Raw genomic sequence first — 24,702 nt, forward strand, 5'->3', positions numbered from 1 at the left:
GTTCAGGCCTGGCTCGAACGGCGGTACAGCCAGGCGCTGATCAGCCCCAGGGCCAGCCAGAATGCGGCGTTGGTCAGCAGCGAGGCGACCTTGAACTCGGCTTCCAGGGCTTCTGGCGCAAGCATCTGGTGCACCTCCGGCTGTGGCGCGCCAATCACATGCGGCACTACCAGCAAGACTGCGCCGACTATCTTCAGCAGCCAGTTGTGGGCAAACACGATCAAGGCCAGGCCCACGGCGGTGGCGGCAGCGGTGCCAACCCACCAGGCCTGGCGCTGGGCCAGGTCGGCGGCAGCGGTACCCGGCAGTTCCGGTGGCAGGCCCAGGGTCGGCGCCAGGCAGAACACGGCAAAGCCGCCCAGGCCCCAGAGCGCGCCGCTGATCACGGTTTTCGGTGCGCGCAGGGTGTAGAGCGCGGCGAGGATCAGGGCGAAACCGACCGCCACCACCAGATTGCCACCGGTGGTCGACAGCACACGCTGCCAGCCGTCTTGCGGCGACCAGGCTTCGCTGTCGTGATGATGCTCGGCGGTGCCGGCGGCATGTTCATGGGGCGCTTCGAGCGCAGGCGCGGCGCTTTCATAGGTTTCCGCCTGGAGAATCAGCGGCGCGACCCAGAAGCTTTGCAGCAGGGTCAGCAGCAGGGCGGCCAGCAGGCCGGTAAAGCCTGCGGTACTGGCTATACGCTTGATCATCGGGGCAGCACTCAGTGGCAAGGGAAGGCGGCGCTGTGGCGGGTATCGTGGGCAGCGTTGTGCACCGCTTCGATGTGTGAGAAACCGGCGAAGTACACCAGGCACAGGCCCAGCAGCGAGGCGCCGACAGCAACCAGCAGGCGCTGGCTGAGGCTTGACGGGGTAACGGCTTGGTTAATGGCGGTACTGGTACGCATGGCGCTTTCCTCTTGGTGTTGTCGGCAACAGGCAAGCGCAGCAAACCCCTGCGCGGCGTTCGCCCAGGGGTTGTAACAGCGCCCGCCCACCGCGGGTTTGTTCGGTCAAGCGTTGGGCCGGTCTCCGGGCTGGTGAGGGTTGGCCGCAGGCCACACCACAGGCGTCACCTTCCCATGCCAGACAGCGGGCACAGTGGCTCTGACGCTTTTCTCACTTACCGTTGCGGGGGCAGCACCGGACTTGCCATACACCCTATAAAGAGCGTACGACGCACCGGTTTCCCAGTTTCACCCTCAAGGGGCACCCAAACGAATGGCGTTAGCAAATCACGGGCGCGGGCAGGCGTCAATCGTGACAGCAGTTGACCGCTCACCGGGCACTGCGTAGCCTAGCCGCTTCGAGGTTCTTCGGCGCTGGCCGAAGCTAAGACGGGAACGCGGTTCAAGCCGCGGCTGCCCCCGCAACTGTAAGCATTGAAGGGTTCGACACAGCCACTGCAGCACGTGCGGGAAGGCGTCGTTCGACTGGCCACGGCGCCGGTGCAATGCAAGCCAGGAGACCTGCCTCGAACAGTTTCCGACATTCAACCGGGCGGGGTGATCCGGTGGCGAACAGGCCAGGTGCACAACACCTTTGGCGCTCGTCCCGCATGCCCGCCATCCTGCCAAGGGCATCGAAATGAAAACACTGGCCAAACTCCCCGTCACCATCGTTACCGGCTTCCTCGGCTCGGGCAAGACCACGCTGCTGCGGCACATGCTCGACAACGCCCAGGGGCGGCGCATCGCGGTGATCGTCAACGAGTTTGGCGAGCTGGGCATCGACGGCGAAATCCTCAAGCAATGCAGCATCGGCTGCACTGAAGAAGAGGCCAGCGGCCGCGTCTATGAGCTGGCCAACGGCTGCCTGTGCTGCACCGTGCAGGAAGAGTTCTTCCCGGTGATGCGCGAGCTGGTGGCGCGTCGCGGCGACCTCGACCACATCCTCATCGAAACCAGCGGCCTGGCCCTGCCCAAGCCCTTGGTACAAGCCTTTCAGTGGCCAGAAATCCGTAACGCCTGCACCGTTGATGCAGTGATCACCGTGGTCGACAGCCCGGCCGTCGCCGCCGGCACCTTTGCCGCCTACCCGGAGCAGGTCGATGCGCAGCGCAAGCTCGACCCCAACCTTGACCACGAATCGCCACTGCACGAGCTGTTCGCCGACCAGCTGGCCAGCGCCGACCTGGTGGTGCTGAACAAGGCCGACCTGATCGCCGCCGACGATCTGGCCAAGGTTCGCGCCGAAGTCGAAGAAGAGCTGCCGCCGGCGGTCAAGGTGATCGAAGCCAGCAGCGGCCGCCTGCCGCTGGAAGTGTTGCTGGGCCTGGGTGCCGAATCCGAGGCGCACATCGATGGCCGCCGCACCCACCACGACTCGCACCACGACGGTGACGATCACGACGACCATGACCACGACGCCTTCGACTCGATCTCCATCGAGCTGCCGCAAGCCGACGAAAGCCTGCTGCTCGACGCCCTGACCCAACTGGTGGTGCAACATGGCATCCTGCGGGTCAAAGGTTTTGCGGCGATCCCGGGCAAGCCGATGCGCCTGCTGATCCAGGGCGTAGGCACCCGTTTCGACAAGCACTTCGACCGCGCCTGGCGCAGCGAAGAGCCGCGCACCACGCGCCTGGTGCTGATCGGCCAGGAGCTGGATGCGCCGCAGCTGCAAGCGAGCCTGCGCGCCGCCCTGGGCGCTTGACCCATGCACCTGCTGCGGACCCAGCCCGGTGGTTTTGTACCGGACGACAGCATTGCCGACCTCGGCCAGACCCCGGCCGAGCTGGTAATCCTCTGCAGCGGTGACTCGCACCTGGCGCTGCTGGCCGAAACCGCCCAGCAGCTGCCCGAGGATTTCCCCAGCCTGCGTCTGGCCAACCCCATGCAGGTACAGAATCATGCCTCGGTCGACCTGTATGTCGACCAGGTGCTGCGCCATGCCAAGGTCATCCTGGTGTCGCTGCACGGCGGCGTCGGTTACTGGCGCTATGGTGTGGAGCAACTGCTGGAACTGGCCGCCCGTGGCGTGCAGCTGATCCTGGTGCCCGGCGACGACCGCCCTGACCCGGAACTGACCCGCCTGAGCACGGTGCCGGCCGAGCAGGCCGAACGGCTCTGGCACTTTTTGCGCCAGGGCGGCAAGGCCAATGCCCTGAACCTGTTCAACTGCCTGGCCAGCCAGTACCTGCAGCGCGACTACCCGTGGAGCGCGCCGCAGCAATTGCCGCGCACCGCGGTGTACCACCCGCGCAAGGCCGCTGCGGCGCTGCAGGACTGGTTCGGCGAGTGGCAGGTCGAGCAGCCGGTGGTGCCGATCCTGTTCTACCGCTCGCACCTGCAGGCGGCCAACACGGCCTTTATCGACACCTTTTGCGAGCGTTTGCAACTGGCCGGGCTCAACCCCTTGCCGATTGCCGTGGCCAGCCTCAAGGAGGCCGGTTGCCTGCAGCAGGTCGAAGACTGGCTGGACCAGGTCGACGCTGCGCTGATCATCAACACCACAGGCTTTGCCCAGTCCAGCCCCGAGCAGCCGCACCTGCGCCCGTTTCGCCGCGACATCCCGGTGTTACAAGCGATCTGCGCCCAGGACAACGAACCGGCCTGGCAGGCCAGCGAGCAGGGCCTGGGTGCCCGTGACCTGGCCATGCACATCGCCTTGCCGGAGCTGGACGGGCGCATCATCACCCGCCCGGTCAGCTTCAAGGACCTGGCCTGGCGCAGCGAGCGCAGCCAGTCCGATGTGGTCTGCTACCGCGCCCAGCCCGAACGCATGGACTTTGTCGCCGAGCTGGCGCGGCGCTGGTGTGCGCTGGCGCAGATACCCAACGGGCAGAAGCGCGTGGCGCTGATCCTCGCCAACTACCCGACCCGCGATGGTCGCATCGGCAATGGCGTGGGCCTCGATACGCCGGCGGCGGCGCTGAACATCCTGCGCGCCTTGCAGGCCCAGGGCTATCCGCTGGCGCCCTTGCCCGACAGCGGCACGGCGCTGATCCAGGCTTTGCTCGGTGGCGTCAGCAACGACCTGGACAGCCTCGACCTGCGCCCGTGCATGCAGAGCATGGCCCTGGAGGACTACCTGGCGGCCTTTGCTACCTTGCCCGAGGCCAATCAGCTCGCTGTGCGCGAGCGCTGGGGCGAACCGAGCCAGGACCCGATGTGGCGCAGCGGGCGGATGATGATCGCCGGCCTGCGCTACGGCCTGACTTTTGTCGGCATCCAGCCGGCACGGGGTTACCAGCTGGACCAGAGCGCGGTCTATCACGACCCGGACCTGGTGCCGCCGCATGGCTACCTGGCGTTCTACTTCTGGCTGCGCCATGGCTTTGCCGCCGATGCGCTGATCCATGTCGGCAAGCACGGCAACCTCGAATGGCTGCCGGGCAAGGGTGTCGGGCTGTCCGATAGCTGCTGGCCGGACGCCTTGCTCGGGCCGCTGCCGAACATTTATCCGTTTATCGTCAACGACCCGGGCGAGGGCGCCCAGGCCAAGCGCCGCACCCAGGCGGTGATCATCGACCACCTGATGCCGCCGCTGACCCGCGCCGAAACCTACGGGCCGTTGCGCCACCTGGAGCTGCTCGCCGACGAGTACTACGAGGCGCAGTTGCTCGATCCGCGCCGGGCCCGCGAGCTGCAGCGCGACATCCTGGCGCTGGTGCGCGACAACCATATCGATCGCGAACTGCAGATCGAAGGCGCCCTGGACGATGCCGCGATCTGGCTGCCACGCCTGGACACCTACCTGTGCGACCTCAAGGAATCGCAGATCCGCGATGGCCTGCACGTGTTCGGCGAGTCGCCGGCCGGGCGCCTGCGTATCGACACCTTGCTGGCGCTATTGCGGGTGGAACGCGGTGATGGGCGCGGGGCCAACGGCAGTTTGTTGCGGGCCCTGGCCAAGGCGCTGAACCTGGGCTTCGACCCGCTCGATTGCGACCTCGGCCAGCCCTGGCAAGGCCCTCGGCCCGCACTCTTGGCGACATTGGACGAAGCCTGGCGCACCGCCGGCGATACCCGCGAGCGCCTTGAGCTGTACGCCAGCCAACTGATCGAGCAGACCCTCGATGGCAGCGTGCAGCTGGTCGGCGGCCCTGAATGGGCACAGGTACAGGCGATTCTCGACGCGCTGGCGCAGCAGGTCGCGCCGCAACTGGACAGCTGCGGCCCGGCAGAAATGCACGGCTTGCTGGCTGCCCTCGACGGTCGCTTCGTGCCTGCCGGCCCCAGTGGTGCGCCAAGCCGCGGGCGCCTGGACGTACTGCCGACCGGGCGCAACTTCTATACCGTCGATGTGCGCAACCTGCCGACCACCACCGCCTGGCGCATCGGTTTTGCCTCGGCCAACCTGATCCTCGAACGCCATTTGCAAGACCATGGCGATCACCTGCGCCAGCTCGGCCTGTCGGTGTGGGGCACGGCGACCATGCGCACCGGCGGCGACGATATCGCCCAGGCCATGGCCCTGCTTGGCGTGCGGCCGGTGTGGGCCAGCGGCAGCCAGCGCGTCGACGACTTCGAAATCCTGCCCTTGAGCCTGCTCGACCGGCCACGGGTGGATGTCACCTTGCGCGTCTCGGGGTTCTTCCGCGATGCTTTTGGCAACCTGATCAAGCTGTTCGATGCGGCGGTGCAAGCGGTGGCGGCGCTGGATGAGCCGGATGAGCTCAATCCGCTGGCGGCCAAGGTCCGTAGCGAGCGCGCAGAACTGCTGGCCCAGGGCCTGGACGCCGAACAGGCCGCTCGCCAGGCCGGCTGGCGGGTGTTCGGGGCCAAACCGGGCGCTTATGGCGCCGGCGTGCAGAATGCTATCGACGGACGGTTGTGGAATGACCGCCAGGACCTCGCCGAGGTCTACTTGAATCACGGTGGCTATGCCTATGGCACCGCCGATGACGGCACGCCGGCGCGCGCCGATTTTGCCCGGCGCCTGAGCCAGGTGCAGGCGGTGGTGCAAAATCAGGACAACCACGAGCACGACCTGCTCGATTCCAATGACTACTACCAGTTCCAGGGCGGCATGCTCGCCGCCGTGGAGAGCCTGGGCGGCAGCAGTGTGGCCAGTTACCACGGCGACCACAGCCAGCCGGACCGGCCGCGCATCCGCACCCTGAAAGAAGAGCTGAACCGGGTGATCCGCGCCCGGGCGCTGAACCCCAAGTGGATCGACGGGGTCAAGCGTCACGGCTATAAAGGTGCCTTCGAGCTGGCTGCCACCGTCGATAACCTGTTCGCTTTCGATGCCACCACGCAGTTGATCGACGACCACCATTACCAGTCGCTGGCCGACGCCTATGTGCTCGACGATGCGACCCGCGACTTTATCCGCCAGCACAACCCCGAGGCCTTGCGCGACATCACCGAGCGCCTGCTCGAAGCCCAGCAGCGCGGGCTCTGGCAGGAGCCGGGCGACTACCGTGAAGCGTTGGAAGAACAGCTGCTGGCCGGCGAAGAAGAGAATTGAGATGAGCGAACCTGCACATTTTCCCCTGGCCGCCGTGGTCGGCGCCGATGAGCTGAAACTGGCGCTGTGCCTGACCGCCATCGACCCGAAGATCGGCGGCGTGCTGATCGAAGGCCCGCGCGGCATGGCCAAAAGCACCCTGGCCCGGGGCCTGGCTGATTTGCTCGGCGAAGGGCCGTTCGTGACCCTGCCGCTGGGTGCCAGTGAAGAGCGCCTGGTCGGTACCCTCGACCTGGATGCGGCGCTGGGCCAGGGCAAGGCGCAGTTTTCCCCCGGGGTGCTGGCCAAGGCCGACGGCGGCGTGCTCTATGTGGATGAAGTCAATCTTCTGGCGGATCATCTGGTCGACCTGTTGCTGGACGTCGCCGCCAGTGGCACCAACCGGGTCGAGCGCGACGGCATTTCCCACCGCCACAGTGCCCGTTTCGTGCTGATTGGCACCATGAACCCGGAAGAGGGCGAGTTGCGCCCGCAATTGCTCGACCGCTTCGGCCTCAATGTGCTGCTCGAGGGCCAGCCGTTGCCCGAAGCCCGTGGCCAGATCATTCGCAGGCGCCTGGATTTCGACAGTGATCCCGAGGCGTTCTGTGCCCAGTGGGCACCCGCTCAGGCGGCCCTGCGCGAGCGTTGCCATGGCGCTCGCGAGTGCTTGGCGCAGATTGCCCTGGACGACCTGGCCCTGGCGCAGATTACCGAGCGCTGCTTTGCCGCTGGCGTCGATGGCCTGCGTGCCGACCTGGTCTGGCTGCGTGCGGCCCGGGCCCACGCGGCCTGGCGCGGAGCGCTGGCGATCGAAGCTGAGGATATCGATGCCGTGGCCGAATTCGCCTTGCGCCATCGCCGCCGTGAAGCCCCGGCGCCACAATCGCAAGCGCCAGACAACGGTGCGGCGATGCCGCCATCGGCCGGCCAGCAAGGCCAGGGTCAATGGGGCGAACTGCCGCCACAAGCCACCCCGAGCGGCGCCCGGCGCGAGGTACCGAGCTGGGCAAAAAAGCCCTGAGCATCCGCCGGCACACCAGCGCGGATGCCAGACCCCGACCCGGTGCACTGACTGCGGGCCCGCGTGGGCGTGGCAAGCAGGCTGCATCCGGCGCGGTGGCCTGGCCGGCGACCTTGCTCAAGGGCCGCCCGCGCACGCGCAACGACCTGCGCTGGCAGCAGCGCACGGCCAGCGCCCAAGAGCTGTGGCTGGTGATTGTCGATGCTTCGGCGTCAACCCGCCGTCACCAGGCCCTGAGCCGGGCCAAGGGCATGCTGGCGGGGTTTTTCGATCAGGCCTACCGCAACCGCGCGCGACTGACCCTTCTCACCGCCAGCGGCAATGCGCCGCGCTGGCAACGTCACGGGCTAAAAGCCTCGGCGAGCTTGCAGCCGTGGCTGGAGGCGTTGGGGGCGGGGGGCGGTACGCCATTGCTGGCGGCACTGGAGCAGGCACGGAGTTGGCTGCAGGAGCGTCAACGACGCTATCCGGCAGAACTGCAGCGATGCCTGATCGTGACCGATGGCCGGCTCAAGGCTTGGCAGGCGCTGCAGCCGCTGCCTTGCCAATCGCTGTTGGTGGATATCGAAAGTTCGCCGGTCAAGCTGGGAAGGGCACAGTTACTTGCGCAACAACTGCATGCCGATTACCAGCACCTGGAGACACTGGCACTGCTCGGCGGATAACCTGGTATCAATAAAAACAACTGCGGCCAAGTGTCGCAGTTTGTCCAGCGAGTTATAGCAAAGTTGCCAAAGGCGTGCGCGAATACAGCGCCTTTGGCAATTAACCGCTATTACTTGGGCATCGACCAAGGCTGCAACGCATAACCTTTCTCGCTCAACTCGGCGCGAACTTCTTCAATCAAATTAGCCAGTTGCGCAGGGTCGGAGTAGGTGCTGCAAGGGACTTGCTTGCTGCCAATTCGGGTGCTGGTCCGGTCGATGACTGCCAGGCTCAACTCACCGGTACCGTTGGGTACATCCCAGGCAACACACTGGAAAGGTTCAAAGGCGTGGTCGGCAATCAGCAGGGCATCGTTGATACGCAGCGGGGCGTTCATGGGTTCGGTCTCTCTGTGGGCCCAAACATGGAATAAACCCGCGCGCCTGTTTGCGCAGCGGTGAGTTACTTGTACTGATGCACCCGACCGGGGGGTAAGTCACACTTCTTTTAAAAATAGTTGAATACCGCTCATCGGTTGATGACGGGGCACCTGGCATTTTTGTCAGTAGCGGCCATGTCAGGAGCGGCGTTGAATAGGGCCAGCCACAGCGCTTATGCGCCAATGACGGGAGGATGGGATGCGCCAAGGTGTAGTAACCCAGCAACTTTTGCCGGCGCCGGTCGTACTTGAAGCCGTTGGCAACAACCTCGTCGATACCCTTGAGCGTGCGACGGTACAAATCCCGGTGTATGCGCAAATGGCCGCCAACCAGCTGGTGCGAATGATCTGGGATGGGCGGCGGGAAAACAATCAGCACTATTTGCATACCGAGGATCGGATCGTTGACGCCGACAGGGTGGGAGAGCCTATCGATTTCCTCGTGCTGGCCGAACATATCGCCCCGCTCAACAAGGGCCTATTGATGGTGCGGTATCGTGTATTTGATTTTGAAACCGACTGGCACGAATCTGACCAGCTGGATCTGGAAGTCGGGCGCACAGACCTGGTGCTGCCTCCTCCTTGGGTAGACGAAGCCAAGGAGGGCAGGCTTGATCCAGTCGGTCTGACAACCGCTACCGTGCGCGTGGCAATCTACGATGGCATGCAGGTTGGGCAAAAGGTTTATCTGGAGTGCCTTCGAACAGGTGGCGGGGGCAGCTATCTCGGGGAAATCGAGGTGACTGCCTTGACGGACCTGACCTTTGAACTGCCGGTCGAATTCATTATTCCGGCCATCAGCCAGAATATCCTCTTCCAATACTGGGTGGTGGAGCCAGGTGTACGAACCCGGCACTCGCGGTTGCTGTCGTTATGGATCAGGCTCCAGACCCTGGAACTACAGCTGCCCTGCGTTTCTCAGGCCGCTGCGGGACAGCTTGATCCTTTGCAAGCGTTATCCGGGGTAAACATCAAGGTTGGTTACCCGCACATGACCGTGCAGGAAAACATTATCTTGCACTGGACCGGCTCGGCCACGGGATCGACCGTTAGTGAACTGCTCAGGGGAGATCCTCGCGGTGAAGTCGAATTTACCCTTGCCCCTGAGCTTGTGGGCGCAAACATAGGGCCCGGCTTGCGTACGGTACAGGTCCGCTATGACGTCGAGCGCGTGGGCGGCGGGGCACAGCGGTCGCCGCTGTTGAGTCTGGGCATACGGCCCCTGGCAGGGCTGGCGCAGCCCGCCGTCGCCGATGTGATTGGAACGACACTGGACCTTGATCGAGTAACCGGCAATCCCCTGGTATCGATAGTGCGGTGGAATTTCGCCCGCGCAGGGCAACGCGTGTGGCTGCGTTGTCATGGCACCAAGCTTAACGGTGATGCCGATATCATCGAGTTGGGCAGCGCCGCCGAGGTGAATGAAGCCGAAGTCGCAAATGGCCTGAGCAGGGCGATCGCGCGCGACCGTCTGCAGCTTCTGCGGGATAACTCCGAACTACGGGTGGAATTCAAAGTCAGCTTCGCGCGCACGCAGCAAGAAACCGACGCGGTTACCTTCCCCTTGCTTCGCCTGACCCTGCGTACGGGCCTTAGCATCGCCCCGGGGGCCCTCGTGCTGGACGGGCCGGCGATCCGCGTGACAAAAAACTGGCAGCAGATCAGGGATTTTCCTGCCAATACAGCGCAGCGCCAGGCCACTGGCGGCCAACCGCCGTATACCTATGCCGTTGCCAATCCGGCGATCGCTACCGTAAGTCAGCAGGGCAAGGTTACCGGTATGGGCAACGGTACAACCACCATCACGGTTCGCGATACTAACCAGCGCAGTGTCCAATACTCGGTACAGGTATCGAACATACGCTGGCTCAACGTCGACGAGCACTCAACGTCTTATGCTACCGGTTTTCAGCTGATGCAGAGCCGCGGGGGAAGCCCGGTGCAGGCGGCCGATGAAGCGCTGCTGCTGGCTCACTATGCGCAGCCATTCCCATCGCTGATGCGGCGTTACTTCTTCATGTTTACCAACGGTCAATGCCCCGGAGCCGAGCGCGTCTATGAAGTGGGCTCGGCTAACACGTTTCGCTGTAATTCCCGCACTACCAATGCGGGCGGTTGGTTTCTGACAAACACAAGGCCCGCCAACTGACTCTGGTATGGGGCATTAAAACGATTCTCCACCAAGCAAAGAGGTGCATCATGTCATACCGTTCACGTCGTACCTTGGGGCGTCTGGTAGTCGCATCAGCATTCACCTTGTTAGCAGGCTGCAGCTCATCCGGAGGCGTCAGCAACGAAGAGGTTCAGGTTAACTGTGCGGCGGTCGGGGCGGGTTATCATCCAGACCCCAGCGATTGCACGAGCTATTTCAGGTGTCAGCTAATAAGTGGGCAGTGGTATCGCTTTGCCTACAGCTGCCCGGCCGGCAGCTTCTATTCCCCGTCGACCCAGCGATGCGTGACGGCCAGCAGTTGCCCGAGTGCCGCTCAACCCGCCACCGGCCAGCTCGACCCGGGCTTGCCCGAACGCCGCCAGCTGGTACGCTGAATACTGAGGATCCAGGCGTTCTAGCGTCAGCAAAATTTCAAGGTTGCCGCAGGGGTACCGACCCGGTATCCAGCTCGTTGCGGCGCCGCCTTTGACCGCAATTGCTCGACAAATACTCCCTTCCAGCAGACAGACGGTAGTGGGCGATTGACGCATCGTTGCTACTGTTAAAACGGGCCTGCCAACACACTGTTTCTATTTAAAATTCCAACTATTGGCGCCAAGGAATAGGTCATGCTAGAGCCTGCATCCAACCGCCGCCTGCTGATCGTCGATCCTTGCGATGACTGCCATCGTCTATTGCCTGGCTTGCGCAGTGTGGGCTGGGATGTACACAGCTGCACCTTGAACTCGGCCCTGGAACATCCCTGCGACGTCGGGTTGCTGCGTTTGCAGGCCTCGCACCTGCAGCACCCGGATGCGGTCAAGGATTTGATCAGCCGCAGCAATACTGAATGGATCGCCGTACTCAGTCCGCAGGAGCTGCGGGCGCAGAATGTCGGCGATTTTGTCTGCGAATGGTTTTTTGACTTTCATACCTTGCCCTTTGATGTCTCGCGGGTACAGGTTACCCTTGGCCGCGCGTTCGGCATGGCGCGCCTGCGCGGCAAGGGCTATGTGCATGTCGATGAACCGGAGCACGAACTGCTCGGTGACAGCCGGCCGATTCGCGAACTGCGCAAGCTGCTGAGCAAGCTGGCGCCCACCGAGTCGCCGGTGCTGATTCGCGGCGAGAGCGGCACCGGCAAGGAGCTGGTGGCGCGCACCTTGCATCGCCAGTCTCAGCGCCGTGACAAACCCTTCGTGCCGATCAACTGCGGCGCCATCCCCGAGCACCTGATCCAGTCCGAGTTGTTCGGCCACGAGAAAGGCGCCTTCACCGGCGCCCATCAACGCAAGATCGGCCGTATCGAAGCCGCCCACGGTGGCACGCTGTTTCTCGATGAAATTGGTGACCTGCCGCTGGAGCTGCAGGCCAATCTGCTGCGCTTTTTGCAGGAAAAACACATCGAGCGGGTCGGCGGCAGCCAGCCGATAGCCGTCGATGTGCGGGTACTGGCAGCGACCCACGTCGACCTGGAAAAAGCCATCGACAGCGGGCGCTTTCGCGAAGACCTGTATTACCGCCTGAATGTCCTGCAGGTGGTCACCGCGCCGCTGCGCGACCGCCATGGTGACCTGTCGATGCTGGCCAGTCATTTCTCGCACTTCTACAGCCTGGAAACCGGCCGCCGGCCCCGCTCCTTCAGCGAAGACGCCCTGGTGGCCATGGGCAAGCACGACTGGCCCGGCAACGTCCGTGAGCTGGCCAACCGCGTGCGCCGCGGCCTGGTTCTGGCCGAAGGCCGGCAGATCGAGGCACAGGATCTGGGCTTGCTGGGCCAGCACGAGTTCGCCCCGAGCATGGGCACCCTTGAAGACTACAAGCACCGGGCCGAGCGCCAGGCCTTGTGCGACGTGCTCAACCGCCACAGCGACAACCTGAGCATCGCAGCCAAGGTGCTGGGGGTTTCCCGGCCGACCTTTTACCGGCTGCTGCACAAGCACCAGATTCGCTGAGTCTTGGCCAATGCACAGGAAAAAGCCCGCCGAAGCGGGCTTTTTCATGGCTGTGAACCTTAGAAGTAGTAAGGGAATTTCAGACTGAAGGAGAAATCCGGCGAGTCGTCGGTCAGGCCAATGGACAGGTTGGGGACGATGGTCAGGTTGTCGGTGGCGGCCAGGGTCATGCCGATGTTGAAGTTGGCCGCGTTGTAGTCGCTGCTGGGCACCGATTGCCAGTCACCGCCATCGGGTTTGATCTTGCTCTTGCTGGCAAACTGGTCAGTGAACGAGAACGACATACTCATCTTCTCGTTAAGGGCAAAGGCGATACCGGCGCCAATCTGCCAGGAGTCGCCCAGTTTCACGTCACCTGCGACCTTGGTGTTGATCGTCGGGCTGATGTCGCTGAACGAGTCCTGCATGTTGTAGGTATACGACAGGCTGCCGAACAGCACCGCCGGGTCGAAGGTCTTGACCAGCGAGATACCCGGTGTAATCGCCCAGACGCCGTTGCCGGTGGGCAAGCTCTCAGGTACCGAGAGGTTGTCGTTGGTCGGGTCGTTGACCAGCTTGATGCCGTAGGGGTCTTTGCCGGTGGGGGCCTTGACCCGCAGGGTGGCGACCGCGTCGGGCCAGTTTTCCGACTCATCGAGGAACTTGTAGGCAATGCCGACGTTGACATCGCCAATGGTTGGATCGCGCCTGACGGTCGCATCGGAAGTAACCGGGCCGGCACCGCCGGCACCGCCGGAGGAATAGGTGGATTCACGGTAGATCACCGGGACGTTGATATCGAACTGCCAACGCTGATCGAGGTTGTAGCGGGCGGTCAGGTCCAGGGTCCAGTTGTCGGCCTTGATGCGGTCGAGGTTGATGTTGCCGAGGAAGATCGAGTCCAGCGCCAGAAAACCGTTGAGGACCAGGGCGCGGGTGTCGTAGTGGGTGTAGGTCAGGCCGGTTTCGACGCTGAACCTGCCGCCACCAAAAAAGCCGCTGGCTTCGTCATACAGGTTGGAAACGCTTTGCGCCGGTTCCGAGTCGTCTTTGAGCGACTGCCCATAAGAGCTGCCGGTGGTTCCCGGCGCACCGGTGGCCACGGTCTGGCCGCCCTTGACGGTTTCGGCGGGGGATTTGGTCAGGCGTCTGGGCGCGGGTGCTGCCGGTGCTGTTTCGACCTGGCGAACGCGCTGTTCAAGGACCATCAACGCGTTCTGCTGGGCTTCGTAGCGTTGTTTCAACTCCATGAGTTCTTGTTTTAGTGCTTCGACCTGGGGGTCGGCTGCTGCGTAGAGCAATGTGGCCGGGGTCAGGCTACTCAAACAGACAATAGCTCTGAAGGTTAACGATCGGTGCATGGGTTAGCCGTCCCTTCTGACTACAAGTGATGAGACAGAGCGTAGATCAGAAACCGAGAGTGCGAAGGCCTTTGAGCTGGTCCAGGTTACCGTTCAGCGCCCCGGCGCTCGGCACGTTGTCACGCAGCACGACGTTCAGGGAGGTGAGGTTGCTGACCTTGTTGCCAGCGCCGAGCAAGGTGGTGTTCTGCATCAGCCCACCCTGGGCCAGGCGCTGCACGGTGCTGCCCTGGTTGTTGTTGGCGATGATGTTGAATTGCACGCCGCTGCCGGTCGAGGACACACTCAGCGAACCCGCGCCGTTGGCGCCGACCAGGGTGGAACCTGCGGCCAGGGCCTCGCCCTGTGGCTGCGTGGCTGCTGCGGGCGCCTGGTTGGCCTTGGTGACGTTGATATCGACGTTGTTGTAGGCGCTGTTGTTGTCGCCGGCGGCGCGCACCACCTGGGTCACGCCCTCGGTGCTGTTGAGGCCACTGCCACCGGTGACGCTACCGCTGCCGACACTCTGCGAGCGCGCCGCGCCGCTGCCTTTCTCGTCGATCATCGACACGTAGAACTGCGGCTTGATCGTCGTTTGCTGGATTTGCATCGAAGACCTGGCGCCAATCACTTCGCCATTGGCGTTTTGCCAGGTGCTGCTCATGACAATGCCAAAGCTGATGATCCGCCCGGGCATGACAAAGCGGCCGCGCAGGTTGGCCAGTTCCTGATCCTTCAGTTCAATGGGCTTGAGCGTCTGGGCCTGGGTTGGCAGGCTGGCGGCCAGGCAAAGCACGGCGAGCCAGATAGAAGTCTTCATGGGATGCTCCCGGAGCCTCATGCTCCCTTGTCATTAGAAGAAGTCGCTTTGGATGAAGCCGAAATCCATCAACTCAGCGTCTTGCACCGGGGTGAAGGTATTGATGCGGTTCTTGGCCGTGAGCGGCAGTGGTGGGTCGAGCAAGGCGTTGGCCTTGTCGTAGCCCCGGCCGATGACGGCGAAGAGAATGCCGTTCCAGCCTTTGACGAAGTCTTCGATCTTGTAGCGTTTATGGCCGAGCACCGGGTCGCCGATGTACACCCAGCCGTTGTGGACTTTCTGCATGACCACGAAGTGCTTGTAGCCGCGCACGTCCATCAGCACCACCACCGGAATGCGCACGCTCTGCAAGGCGTCCAGTTGTACCCGGTAACCGCGGGCGCGCATCCCGAGGCTTTCGACGTAGCGCTTCATGTCGAGCATGGAAAAGCCCTGGACCCGCACCACATCATGGTCGGAGTGGGCGAGCATGCCTTCGATGATCTGTTCTTCGCTGACGTCCAGCCAGTAGGCCTGGCGCAAGATGGTCGCCAATGCCGCGGCGCCACAGCTGAAATCGGTTTTCTGTTGCACCAGGTCGGCGAATTTGCGTTCACGCACGCTCTGGATGGGCTTGAACACCACCGCACCACCCGGTAATACCGAAAGCGGCAATTGCGCCGCTTCGCTGATGCTGCTCAGGCAGAGCAAAAATGCCAAGGCGATAACGCGCATGTCCGACGCCCCCCTGATGGTGTTGAAAAAGGCCCCCCGAAGGGGGCCTCCAGATCACAGCATTTACATCGAGGTGTTGGAGATGGCCAGCGAGTTGCTTTGCTGGTTGCCCACACCGGCTGCTACGTTGACGCCCAGGTTGCCGCTGCCGCCGTTCACCGAACCGCTCAGGGTTGCAGTGTTGGTTACAGGGTTGGCCCAGCCGGTTGGAGTCAGCACTTGATAAGAGAAAGTATTGCTCAAATCATAAGAGCTGCTTTCACTGTAGCTTTTCGCTTTGTTGTACTCAGACTCGGAGGATTTGCTGCCCGATTTTTCGAACGAAGAATCGAAGGCTTTTTCGAACGAAGAGCTCTTGGACTTATCGTACGAAGAGCTGGACTCTTTGTTCCACGACTTGTCGATATCAACATCCAGCGAGGCAGTCAGCGAAGCATCGGCCGACTGCGAGCTGCTGCCGCTGTGATGACGGCCATAGTCATAGGACGAGTTTCTGCTGGCTTCAACCGATGCATCCAGCGAAGCGGTCAGAGAAGCACTGCTCGAGCCGCTGGCTTCATGGTTTTTAGAACCGCTAGCTTCGGAGTTGTGCGAGCCGCTGGCATTGAAGCTGTTGGCGCCGGCGAGCTCGAAGCTCGAAGAGTTGCTCTTGCTGCCGCTGGCTTCCATGGACTTGTCGTAGGAAGCGCTGCCACTGGCGGTTTTCGTCACCGTCAGGGTATCGACACGATAGGTACGGTCAGCGTTGTTGTTGACGGTCAGGCCAGGGCCGCTTTGCTCGGCAGAGGCGGTGGCGGTTGCGTTACCCAGTGCAGCGTTGGTATTGGCAATTGCCATGGTGTTTTTCTGTTGGTTCAGGTCGCCACCGGCAATGTTGATGCCCATGTTGCCGCTGCCGTTGTTGCCCGAACCGCCCATGACCGCCGAGTTGGTGCTGCCGTAGTTGTCGACCCGGTTGTTGTTGCTGTATTGCGAGACCTTGGCGGTCGCCGTTGCGTTGCCGAACACGAAGGTGTTGTCGATTTCCGAGTTGTCGGTGGCGGCGTTGGCGATGGCGGCGGCGTTGTCTTGCTGGTTGCCGGCACCGGCAGCCACGTTGACGCCGACGTTACCGCTGGTGCCGGTGGCCGAGCTGCTCATTTCGGCTTCGTTCACAGTGCCTTCGTTGCGGATGCGGTTGTTGGTGCTGCTTTGCTTGTCCCACGCGTTGGCGGTCGCGTTGATCGAGATTTTGGTGGGAGGAGGAGGGGTGTGGTGGCCATTGTTGTGATGACCGTTATGGCCATGGCCACGTGGTTCGTTCTGCCCAGCTTGTACAGCAACAGCCATGACCGCAGCAATTGCGAAAACCAGAGGCTTGAGTGCCATCGAAGGTTTCATGGTGATTCTCCGTACTTTATTTTAGGTTAAGTGTTGTTCCTAACTATTTGGGTCAGTCCGCGACCCGGATGCTCAGGGTGTTGGCCGTTCGGTTTCCCACCCCGGCACTCTGATTCAGCTGAATCACCCCACGGCTACCGGTGAAGGCCTGGTCACTGGTAGTGACCTGGCGAAAGCCGGGTGCGGAGTCAGCTGAGTCGGAGTTGTTGAGCAGCGCCACGTTCTGTTGCATGAGGACGCTGTCGTCGATACTTTGCGGACCGGAACTGATGCTGATCCGCATGGCGTTGGCTTGCTGGTTGCTGGCCCCGGCACTCTGGTTGACGCCCAGGGCGCCGCTGCCGTGGCTGAAAGAGTTGCCCTGGATGTTCGACTGGGCATCGATGCTTGGGTCTACTGTCGTGCGCAGGCGCTGGCGGATCTGGGTGCTGGCGCTGGCGCCATGGCCCACCGCGATGGCCCGGGCGTTGGCCTGTTGCTGCTGATCGCCGGCAGCCTGGTTGACCGTGAGGTTGCCCTGGTACTGGGCACCGGAATTGTCGATGTTGGCGTTATTGACGACGGGGGGCTGGGCGAAGGCCGGTACACTGCAGAACATGGCCAGAATCAGCAACGAGTGCTTCATCTCACTTGCCTCCGGTGAGGATCTGCAGGGGCGCGAGGCCTTTCTGCACGCTGGAATTGACCATGTTGGAGATGCCGTTGCCGGAGTTGCCGGAACGTCCACCGGCCAGGTTCGGCAGTTGCGTCTGGTTATTGATGTTGCTGCCCAGGTTATTGGTCTGCTGGGTGACCATGGCGCCGATTCCCGAGCCGCTGGTGATCGAGGCAAAATCGCCGTCGCTCAGCTCGTTGGTTTGCTTGAGGATCTGCGCCGACGGGTTGGTGTTGACCGTGGTCGGATAAGGGTCGGGCGCCAGCGGTGGGCGCATGGCGTTGCGCGGCTGCACATCGCGGGTGATGACGACGATGCCGTTTTCGGCCTGGGCCGGCAGGCTCAAGCTCAGGCTTGAACTCACTGCACAGGCAAGCAGCAGGAGGCGGTAGATGCCTTTATCAATCTTTCCCACGATGGCAATTCCTTCTTATGGTGCGCTGGCCCTGTTCAGCGTTGCGAAGAAGAGAGCAGAAGGTGTGCCGGTTTTTATTTATCAAGCGAAAACAATGGCTTGGTTTTATGCTTGGCCAGGGTCAAAAAAATGTTGTAACGCCGCTGAGACACCGGCGCTGTTCAGCACCTGATACTGCGGGCGCCACGGCCCGGCAACAGGCATGCCCGGGGATTGTTTCAGCGGCTTAACACTTTTCTCCGGGCACGGGCTGGCCGCTTTAGCTCGCGGCTTTGCGCAGGTGAGAGTGTTTCAGGAATGGACACTGTGCAGCGCGCAGCTGCTCAGGTCTTGAGCAACTGCGCAACTGCGGCAAAGGCTGCGCGCCGGCGCTGCGCCCAGTCGCCTTGCACGACCTGGAACGCTTGCTGGTGCTGCGCCAGCCACTCGCCCGTGGCATTGAAAAACGCCATACGTTCGGCCAGCAGCGGCTGGCAACGCTGGCCATCGTCGTGCCAGGCAACGGCCTCGGGGCTGAGCAGCAAGTGCAGGTCGTAGTGACGGGCCAGCAGCGCCTGTTCCAGCCACGCCGGGCAATCGCCGAACAGCGTGCGGCTCCAGAGCATGTTGCTCAGCAGGTGGGTGTCGAGGATCAGCAGCGCCGGTTGCCGCGCACGTGCGGCGTCTTCCCAGGCCAACTGCCCGCGGGCAATGGCCGGGATGTCGGCATAGCAGGTGTCACGCGCCTGCTCGTCAATGAAGTGGCGCACGTACTCGCCCACCCGTTCGCCACCGAAGTGCGCCTGGATTTCGGAGCTGAGCCAGCTTTTACCGCTGGATTCAGGGCCGGTGAGTACCACTACCTTCATGCGTAGGTCAACGCCGGATCGCGTCGCCAGTCGCGCCAGCCCTGTACCGCGATCAAGGTGAACAGGGCATAGAGCGCGGCGGTCAGGTACATGGCCTTGGACAGGAACAGGCCGACGAAAATAACATCAAGCACCACCCACAGCGGCCAGCACTGCAGGCGCTTTTGCGCCATCCACCATTGCGCCACCAGGCTGAACCCGGTCAGCGCGGCGTCCAGCCAGGGGTGGGCGGCGTCTGTCCAGGTGGCCATGGCCGCGCCCAGGCCGAGGCTGCCGAGCAAGCCAATGCCCAGGCCAAAGGCAACCGAATGCGCCGGCAACAGGCTGACCTGGCGAGCTTCGCGCGTGCTGCCCGGCCGCGTCCATTGCCACCAGCCATAAAGTTGCAGCACGGCATACACCAGTTGCAGGAGCATGTCCGAATACAGCTTCACGTCATAGAAAACCCAGGTGTACAGCAACACCATCACCAGGCCGATCGGCCAGCACCAGGGGTTCTGTTTGGTCGTGAGCCACACGGCGATAACGCCGAGCACGGCGGCGAACAGTTCGAGGCCGGACATCGGCGTTCCTTGGAGGATTCGAGGGTAGGGCGGGGATTGTACCTTGTGGCACGCCAAGCGCCACTAGTGCGCTGGCGAAGTAGCCGCAGGTACGCTCCCCGGGGCCCAACCGTCAGACCCGGAACTGACTGAGGGTTCGATCCAGTTGCTCGCTCAGGCGGTTCAAGGCCACGCCGGCACTGCTCGACTGCTGTGCGGCCGTTGCCGTCTGACGCGACAGGTCGGCCGTCTCGGTAACGTTACGGTTGATCTCCTCGACCACATGGGACTGCTGCAGGGTAGCGCTGGCAATCGAGGCATTGAGCGCGGTCAGGTTGTGCAGCGCCTGGCTGATGGCGTCCAGGCTGACTCCGGCTTCGCTGGCTTGTTCGACGGTCTGGCGCGAGGCTTCGCTGCTGGCGTCGATGGCTTTCACGGCCGCCTCGGACTGGCCTTGCAGGTGTTCGATCATGCTCTGGATTTCGGCGGTGGACTGTTGGGTGCGCTGGGCCAGCAGGCGCACTTCGTCGGCCACCACGGCAAAACCGCGGCCCTGTTCACCGGCCCGCGCCGCTTCGATGGCGGCGTTCAAGGCCAGCAGGTTGGTCTGTTCGGCAATCGAGCGGATCACTTCCAGTACGCTGCCGATGCGCGTGCTCTGACCGGCCAGGGCGCGGATCACCTGCACCGCTTCATCGATGGTCGTCGATAGTTGGTCGATGCGCTGCAGGCTGCCGTGGATGCTGTGTTGCCCCTGTTCGGCGCGCAACTGGGCGTCATGCATTTCGCTGGACGCCTGTTCGGCATTCTTCGCCACATCCTGCACGGCGTAGGTCACTTCGTTGATGGCCGTGGCCACCTGCTCCATTTGCTGGGATTGCTGCTCGCTGCGCTGCTGGGCCTGGCCGGCGTTGTTGCCCACATCGCTGGCCGATTGCGCCAGGGCATGCACCGCGCCCTGCAACTGGCTGATCACGCCCTGCAACTTACCGGTAAAGCTGTTGAAGTGGATGCCCAGCTGGGTGACTTCATCGTTGCCGTGGGTATCCAGGCGCCGGGTCAGGTCGCTCTCGCCACTGGCAATGGTGGCCATGGCATCGACAGCTTCCTGCAGCGGCCGGGCGATACTGCGGGCAATCAGCACCACCAGCAGGGTCATGACCAGGGCGATGCCCAGGCCGAGGATCGAGGCATCGCGCAACTGGCGCAAAAACTCGTCCTGCATGTCATCGATGTAAACGCCCGAACCGATCACCCAACCCCAGGGCTTGAACAGCTGCACGTAGGAGGTCTTTTTCACCGGCTCGCTGGCGCCGGGCTTGGGCCAGCGGTAGTCGATGCTGCCGGCGCCCTTGGCCTTGGCCAGGGCGGCCATTTCGTTGAACAGGGCAAAGCCGTCCGGGTCGCGGATTGCCGAAAGGTCCTGGCCGTCGAGCTTGGGGTTGGTCGGATGCATGATCATCTTCGGCCCCAGGTCGTTGATCCAGAAATAGTCATTCTGATCGTAACGCAGGCCGCGCACCGCGCTCAGGGCCTGTTGCTGGGCCGCGTCGCGGCTCAATGTGCCGGCTGCTTCCAGCCCTTGGTAATACGCCAGCACGCCAGCGGCGGTTTCTACCACATGGCGGGTTTTTTCCGCCTTGGCCTGGTACAGGTCGCCATGAATCTGGCGCAGCATCAGCAAACCGAGGGTTACCAGCATCACCACTGCCACTACCAGGATCAGCCACAAACGCCGGCTGATCGACATACTGCGAAGAGTCTTCATGGAATGCTTACCTCGAGTTCTTTTTTATTGTTGCCCACATCCAAGCATGCTTTGCCTCCCGCCACCTACTCGACCAAGGACTAAGTGCTTGATTCGTTGAGGTCTGTTGCGTCGTCCCAGCAGCGTTTATCCGAGAGGTCTGATAGGATTTCGGCCTCGACGGGATAAACCTGAAGGCCGCGTGGACTTTTCTGCTGGCTTTGCGACCAACTGTCGCTGTAAAACGGCCAGGCGCTGAACAGCCATTGGCAACTAAAAGACTATAAAGGGGCATGCCACAGGCATTGCCCCACGGGGGAAGCATGGATCTTTGGACCGGCCTGCAGGCTGTCATTCTAGGTATTGTCGAAGGCTTGACGGAGTTCTTGCCGATCTCCAGTACCGGCCACCAGATTGTCGTGGCCGACCTGATCAATTTCGGTGGTGAGCGGGCCATGGCCTTCAACATCATCATCCAGCTGGGCGCGATCCTGGCGGTGGTCTGGGAATTTCGCCGCAAGATCTTCGAGGTGGTGGTGGGGCTGCCGCGTCAGCGTGAGGCCCAGCGCTTTACGGTCAATCTGCTGATCGCCTTCATGCCGGCGGTGGTGCTGGGGGTGCTGTTTGCCGACCTGATCCATGAGTACCTGTTCAACCCCATCACCGTGGCCGCCGCCCTGGTGGTTGGTGGCGTGATCATGCTCTGGGCCGAGCGCCGCGAGCATGTGATCCGCGTTGACCAGGTCGACGACATGCGCTGGTCCGACGCCCTGAAGATTGGTTGCGCTCAGTGCCTGGCGATGATCCCGGGTACTTCGCGCTCCGGCTCGACCATCATTGGCGGCCTGCTGTTCGGCCTGTCGCGCAAAGCAGCCACCGAGTTCTCGTTCTTCCTGGCCATGCCGACCATGGTCGGTGCGGCGGTGTATTCGGGCTACAAGTACCGCGATCTGTTCCAGCCAGACGACTTCCCGGTATTTGCCATCGGCTTTGTGGTCTCGTTCATCTTCGCCATGATCGCGGTACGCGGCCTGCTCAAGTTCATCGCCAACCACAGTTACGCGGCCTTTGCCTGGTACCGTATCGTGTTCGGTTTGATCATCCTCGGCACCTGGTTGTTCGGCTGGGTTGACTGGACCACGGCGCACGGTTGAGATGAGCCGTAGCCCAAGCCAGCCACGCCGCGCAGCCCAAACCAGCGGCGCCCTGCAAAACCCCCGCAGCAAATTGCTGGCCTTTGTCGGCTTGTGCCTGCTGCCGGTGGGCGGCGCTTTGCAGATGCTTTTGAGCGGGCAATCCTGGCTACCGGCCGTGGCCTACCCGTTGGCCAGCCTGGTGAGCTTCGTGCTGTATTGGCGCGACAAGCAGCAGGCCCGCAATCAGGCCTGGCGCACGCCAGAGAAAGTCCTCCACGCCAGTGAGCTGTGCGGCGGCTGGCCGGGCGCCTTGCTGGCCCAGCAACGCTTTCGGCACAAGACCCGCAAACTGTCGTTTCAGCTCAGTTTCTGGGCCATTGTCGGCGTGCATCAGTTGTTCTGGATCGACCACCTGCTGCTCGGCGGCCGCTGGCTTGGCGCTGCCCTGGCGCCAATCCTCAGATAAGCAAGCCTGGCTGCAGGCGCTTGGGCAGGCGCCGGACCACCAGTTGATGGGAGCGTTGCAGCAGTTCGGTCAGCTCGGCGCGGCCCATGGGGTAGGGCGGTGCCATGCTGACCCAGTGCGCCCGCGCAAGGTAGGGCGCCGGGCGCACGCCGGGGCGGTCGACGTAGCCGAGAAACAGCTCGCTATCGACCTTGAACGACAACCCGGCGCCGCCCAGGTCAAGCACGGCAAACATCTTGTTGCCGGCCACCGAGAACACCCGGATACCGCCCCATTTGTAGTCTTCGCGCGCACCCGGCAGGCTCAGGCAGAACGCTGCGACCTGCTCTTCGCTGATTTTCTTGTCAGACATAACGCTCCCCGCATTGGGCAAATTCCGCGACCAGGTGATCGATCCATACCCGCACCGCCGGCAGCAGCCCGCGCCGATGGGGGTAGACCGCCTGCAGATAACCGCCGGGCAGCGACCAGTCTGGCAGCAGGCGCACCAGCTCGCCACGTTCGAGTTCTTCTTCGCAGTGCATGATCGGCAGCGTGGTAAAGCCAAGGCCGGCGACAGCGGCGGCTTTGCGCACGACAAAGTCGTCGATCGCCAGGCGTGCCTCCAGGGCCAGTTCGTGCTTGTGGCCCTGGCCATCGAGCAGGCGCAGATGCACCAGGCGGTCGGCATCCACCGCACCGAGTACCGGCAGGCTGGCCAGGTCTTGCGGGTGGTCGAGCGCCTGCGCGGCGGCAAACTGCGGGGCGGCCACCAGCAGCATCTGCGCCTGACGCAGGCGCCGGGTGACCAGCGCCGGGTCTTCATCGCCCAGGTCGCGCACTCGCAGGGCAACGTCGACACCTTCGGTGATCAGGTCGACGCGACGGTTGAGGAGGATCATGTCCAGTTGCACCTGCGGGTATTGCTGCAGGAAGCGGCTGATCACGTTCGGTAAAAATTCATGGGCCAGGCCCACCGGGCACGACACCCGCAAGCGCCCGCGCGGTTCGCTGGTCATGCTCGCCACCGCTTCGTCGGCCATTTCCGCCTCCAGCAGCATGGCCTGGCAGTGGCGCAAATAACGTTCACCCACGGCCGTCAGCTTCAACTGGCGTGTGGTGCGTTGCAGCAGGCGCGTGCCCAGGCGCTCTTCGAGTTCGGCGATACGTCGCGACAGGCGTGATTTGGGAATCCCGAGCACACGGCCAGCGGCGGCAAAACCACCAGCTTCGACCACCCGGGCGAAATAGAACAGATCATTGAGGTCTTGCATGTGCGTCACCATTGTCCTGCCAGTAGGACAAACTAACGCATTTTTGCTGACTTATCAGCTATTCGCCACCCAAGTAGGATTCTCCCCATCGTGATCGCCCACTCGCGGTCTTCATTCAGGAGAGTCCCATGAAACTGTTGCATATCGATTCGAGCATCCTGGGCGATAATTCCGCCTCCCGTCAGCTGAGCCGCAGCGTGGTTGAAGCCTGGAAAGCCGCCGAGCCGTCGCTGCAAGTGACTTACCGTGACCTGGCCGGCGACGCCATCAGCCACTTCTCGGCCGCAACCCTGGTCGCCGCCGGCACCCCGGAAGAACTGCGCGACGCCGCCCAGCAGCATGAAGCCAAACTCAGCGCCGAAACCCTGCAGGAGTTTCTCGACGCCGACGCCGTGGTACTGGCCGCGCCGATGTACAACTTCACCGTGCCGACCCAGCTCAAGGCCTGGATTGACCGGGTCGCAGTGGCCGGCAAGACCTTCCGCTACACCGAAGCCGGCCCTGAAGGCCTGTGCGGCAACAAGAAGGTGATCCTGGTATCGACCGCAGGCGGCCTGCACGCCGGCCAGCCTACCGCGGTCGGCCATGAAGAGTTCCTCAAGGTGTTCCTTGGTTTCATCGGCATCACCGACCTGGAAATCGTCCGTGCCCACGGCCTGGCCTATGGCGATGAGCACCGGGCCAAGGCCCTGAACGCCGCGCAAGTGCAGATCAGCACCGACCTGTTCGTCGCCGCCTGATCTCTGGGCCAGTAATCAAACCGACTGCCGGCAGCGCCTGCAGTCGGTTTTTTCATTGAGGTTTCATCTGCG

General features: G+C 62.9%; 25 protein-coding genes, 1 pseudogene and 2 riboswitches. Of the genes and pseudogenes, 11 read left to right on the forward strand and 15 right to left on the reverse strand.

Translation table 11 applies throughout. The features are described 5' to 3' along the window. Positions 1 to 2: 2 nt before the first annotated feature. Together BLR26_RS15870 and BLR26_RS15875 are read right to left on the reverse strand one after the other, a co-directional pair. Positions 3 to 695, reverse strand: a complete 693-nt coding sequence (locus BLR26_RS15870) for a CbtA family protein (RefSeq protein WP_045198325.1) — start codon at positions 693 to 695, stop codon at positions 3 to 5. 11 nt (positions 696 to 706) lie between these two features. Next, the gene (locus BLR26_RS15875) at positions 707 to 892 is read right to left on the reverse strand and encodes a CbtB domain-containing protein (protein WP_036995824.1); all 186 of its coding nucleotides are present in this window, start codon (positions 890 to 892) and stop codon (positions 707 to 709) included. A gap of 97 nt (positions 893 to 989) precedes the next feature. Then, a riboswitch (cobalamin riboswitch) is annotated at positions 990 to 1,216 on the reverse strand. A 60-nt stretch (positions 1,217 to 1,276) separates the two neighbouring features. Beyond that, positions 1,277 to 1,476: riboswitch (cobalamin riboswitch) on the forward strand. 95 nt (positions 1,477 to 1,571) lie between these two features. On the opposite strand from BLR26_RS15875, the gene cobW reads away from it, so the two are divergent. The 4 genes from cobW to BLR26_RS15895 are packed head-to-tail and all read left to right on the forward strand — an operon-like array spanning position 1,572 to position 8,069. Then, positions 1,572 to 2,639: a cobalamin biosynthesis protein CobW gene (gene cobW, locus BLR26_RS15880; RefSeq protein ID WP_045198466.1), complete on the forward strand. Its 1,068-nt coding sequence runs from the start codon at positions 1,572 to 1,574 to the stop codon at positions 2,637 to 2,639. Between the two features lie 3 nt (positions 2,640 to 2,642). Next, on the forward strand, positions 2,643 to 6,401 hold the full coding sequence (gene cobN / locus BLR26_RS15885; RefSeq protein WP_093382292.1) for a cobaltochelatase subunit CobN: 3,759 nt from the start codon (positions 2,643 to 2,645) through the stop codon (positions 6,399 to 6,401). A gap of 1 nt (position 6,402) precedes the next feature. After that, on the forward strand, positions 6,403 to 7,404 hold the full coding sequence (locus BLR26_RS15890; RefSeq protein WP_093382295.1) for a magnesium chelatase ATPase subunit I: 1,002 nt from the start codon (positions 6,403 to 6,405) through the stop codon (positions 7,402 to 7,404). Further along, entirely contained in the window at positions 7,329 to 8,069 is a 741-nt protein-coding gene (locus tag BLR26_RS15895) for a vWA domain-containing protein (protein WP_093382298.1), read from the forward strand. The genes BLR26_RS15890 and BLR26_RS15895 overlap by 76 nt, the downstream gene beginning before the upstream one ends. Positions 8,070 to 8,179: 110 nt before the next feature. On the opposite strand, the gene BLR26_RS15900 is transcribed toward BLR26_RS15895, so the two are convergent. Then, complete coding sequence (locus BLR26_RS15900; RefSeq protein WP_093382303.1) at positions 8,180 to 8,446, reverse strand: hypothetical protein; 267 nt, start codon at positions 8,444 to 8,446, stop codon at positions 8,180 to 8,182. A 241-nt stretch (positions 8,447 to 8,687) separates the two neighbouring features. Between BLR26_RS15900 and BLR26_RS15905 the strand changes: the two genes are divergently transcribed. The 3 genes from BLR26_RS15905 (at position 8,688) to BLR26_RS15915 (ending at position 12,595) form a co-directional block, all read left to right on the forward strand. Further along, positions 8,688 to 10,637, forward strand: a complete 1,950-nt coding sequence (locus BLR26_RS15905; protein WP_093382308.1) for an Ig-like domain-containing protein — start codon at positions 8,688 to 8,690, stop codon at positions 10,635 to 10,637. Positions 10,638 to 10,687: 50 nt separating this feature from the next. Next, on the forward strand, positions 10,688 to 11,035 hold the full coding sequence (locus BLR26_RS27750; protein ID WP_093382312.1) for a chitin binding peritrophin-A domain-containing protein: 348 nt from the start codon (positions 10,688 to 10,690) through the stop codon (positions 11,033 to 11,035). 234 nt (positions 11,036 to 11,269) lie between these two features. Further along, positions 11,270 to 12,595, forward strand: coding sequence for a sigma-54 dependent transcriptional regulator (locus tag BLR26_RS15915; protein WP_045198338.1), 1,326 nt, complete (start codon positions 11,270 to 11,272; stop codon positions 12,593 to 12,595). Between the two features lie 59 nt (positions 12,596 to 12,654). On the opposite strand, the gene BLR26_RS15920 is transcribed toward BLR26_RS15915, so the two are convergent. From BLR26_RS15920 to BLR26_RS15945, 6 genes are all read right to left on the reverse strand, one after another. Beyond that, the gene (locus tag BLR26_RS15920) at positions 12,655 to 13,935 is read right to left on the reverse strand and encodes a coiled-coil domain-containing protein (RefSeq protein WP_045198339.1); all 1,281 of its coding nucleotides are present in this window, start codon (positions 13,933 to 13,935) and stop codon (positions 12,655 to 12,657) included. Between the two features lie 46 nt (positions 13,936 to 13,981). Next, positions 13,982 to 14,734, reverse strand: a complete 753-nt coding sequence (locus BLR26_RS15925; RefSeq protein WP_045198340.1) for a hypothetical protein — start codon at positions 14,732 to 14,734, stop codon at positions 13,982 to 13,984. 33 nt (positions 14,735 to 14,767) lie between these two features. Next, positions 14,768 to 15,448: a C39 family peptidase gene (locus BLR26_RS15930; RefSeq protein ID WP_045198341.1), complete on the reverse strand. Its 681-nt coding sequence runs from the start codon at positions 15,446 to 15,448 to the stop codon at positions 14,768 to 14,770. Between the two features lie 63 nt (positions 15,449 to 15,511). Next, complete coding sequence (locus tag BLR26_RS15935; protein WP_093382316.1) at positions 15,512 to 16,828, reverse strand: heme utilization protein; 1,317 nt, start codon at positions 16,826 to 16,828, stop codon at positions 15,512 to 15,514. Positions 16,829 to 16,880: 52 nt separating this feature from the next. Then, a complete protein-coding gene (locus BLR26_RS15940; RefSeq protein WP_045198343.1) occupies positions 16,881 to 17,453 on the reverse strand; it encodes a hypothetical protein in 573 nt (190 codons plus the stop codon). 1 nt (position 17,454) lies between these two features. Then, positions 17,455 to 17,898, reverse strand: a complete 444-nt coding sequence (locus BLR26_RS15945) for a hypothetical protein (protein ID WP_093382321.1) — start codon at positions 17,896 to 17,898, stop codon at positions 17,455 to 17,457. Between BLR26_RS15945 and BLR26_RS27140 the strand changes: the two genes are divergently transcribed. Next, a complete protein-coding gene (locus BLR26_RS27140) occupies positions 17,876 to 18,070 on the forward strand; it encodes a hypothetical protein (RefSeq protein ID WP_143013277.1) in 195 nt (64 codons plus the stop codon). The two genes, BLR26_RS15945 and BLR26_RS27140, sit on opposite strands and share 23 nt — an antisense overlap. Before the next feature lie 151 nt (positions 18,071 to 18,221). Here the strand turns inward: BLR26_RS27140 and BLR26_RS15950 are convergent, their stop codons facing one another. From BLR26_RS15950 to BLR26_RS27760, 4 genes and pseudogenes are all read right to left on the reverse strand, one after another. Beyond that, positions 18,222 to 18,746 carry an AAA family ATPase gene (locus BLR26_RS15950; RefSeq protein ID WP_093382326.1) on the reverse strand — a complete coding sequence of 175 codons (525 nt, stop codon included), beginning with the start codon at positions 18,744 to 18,746 and terminating at the stop codon, positions 18,222 to 18,224. Further along, positions 18,743 to 19,309, reverse strand: coding sequence for a nicotinamide riboside transporter PnuC (gene pnuC / locus BLR26_RS15955; protein WP_045198353.1), 567 nt, complete (start codon positions 19,307 to 19,309; stop codon positions 18,743 to 18,745). The genes BLR26_RS15950 and pnuC overlap by 4 nt, the downstream gene beginning before the upstream one ends. A gap of 112 nt (positions 19,310 to 19,421) precedes the next feature. Further along, a complete protein-coding gene (locus BLR26_RS27755; protein WP_371128679.1) occupies positions 19,422 to 20,156 on the reverse strand; it encodes a methyl-accepting chemotaxis protein in 735 nt (244 codons plus the stop codon). Positions 20,157 to 20,279: 123 nt separating this feature from the next. Next, a pseudogene (locus BLR26_RS27760) lies at positions 20,280 to 21,056 on the reverse strand (cache domain-containing protein); the annotation flags it as partial. Positions 21,057 to 21,358: 302 nt separating this feature from the next. On the opposite strand from BLR26_RS27760, the gene BLR26_RS15965 reads away from it, so the two are divergent. Together BLR26_RS15965 and BLR26_RS15970 are read left to right on the forward strand one after the other, a co-directional pair. After that, the gene (locus tag BLR26_RS15965; RefSeq protein WP_093382336.1) at positions 21,359 to 22,189 is read left to right on the forward strand and encodes an undecaprenyl-diphosphate phosphatase; all 831 of its coding nucleotides are present in this window, start codon (positions 21,359 to 21,361) and stop codon (positions 22,187 to 22,189) included. 1 nt (position 22,190) lies between these two features. Next, the gene (locus BLR26_RS15970) at positions 22,191 to 22,637 is read left to right on the forward strand and encodes a DUF1294 domain-containing protein (RefSeq protein WP_093382340.1); all 447 of its coding nucleotides are present in this window, start codon (positions 22,191 to 22,193) and stop codon (positions 22,635 to 22,637) included. Here the strand turns inward: BLR26_RS15970 and BLR26_RS15975 are convergent. Together BLR26_RS15975 and BLR26_RS15980 are read right to left on the reverse strand one after the other, a co-directional pair. Next, positions 22,630 to 22,989 (reverse strand): MmcQ/YjbR family DNA-binding protein, encoded by a 360-nt coding sequence (locus BLR26_RS15975; RefSeq protein ID WP_093382345.1) that lies wholly within the window; start codon positions 22,987 to 22,989, stop codon positions 22,630 to 22,632. The genes BLR26_RS15970 and BLR26_RS15975 overlap by 8 nt on opposite strands. Next, entirely contained in the window at positions 22,982 to 23,890 is a 909-nt protein-coding gene (locus BLR26_RS15980; protein ID WP_093382349.1) for a LysR substrate-binding domain-containing protein, read from the reverse strand. Before BLR26_RS15980 ends, BLR26_RS15975 begins: the two co-directional genes overlap by 8 nt. Positions 23,891 to 24,018: 128 nt before the next feature. On the opposite strand from BLR26_RS15980, the gene BLR26_RS15985 reads away from it, so the two are divergent. Continuing rightward, the gene (locus BLR26_RS15985; protein WP_093382354.1) at positions 24,019 to 24,630 is read left to right on the forward strand and encodes an FMN-dependent NADH-azoreductase; all 612 of its coding nucleotides are present in this window, start codon (positions 24,019 to 24,021) and stop codon (positions 24,628 to 24,630) included. Positions 24,631 to 24,702: the final 72 nt, after the last annotated feature.

The sequence above is a fragment of the Pseudomonas sp. UC 17F4 genome, from assembly GCF_900101695.1.
In the GTDB taxonomy this organism is placed as follows: Bacteria; Pseudomonadota; Gammaproteobacteria; order Pseudomonadales; family Pseudomonadaceae; genus Aquipseudomonas.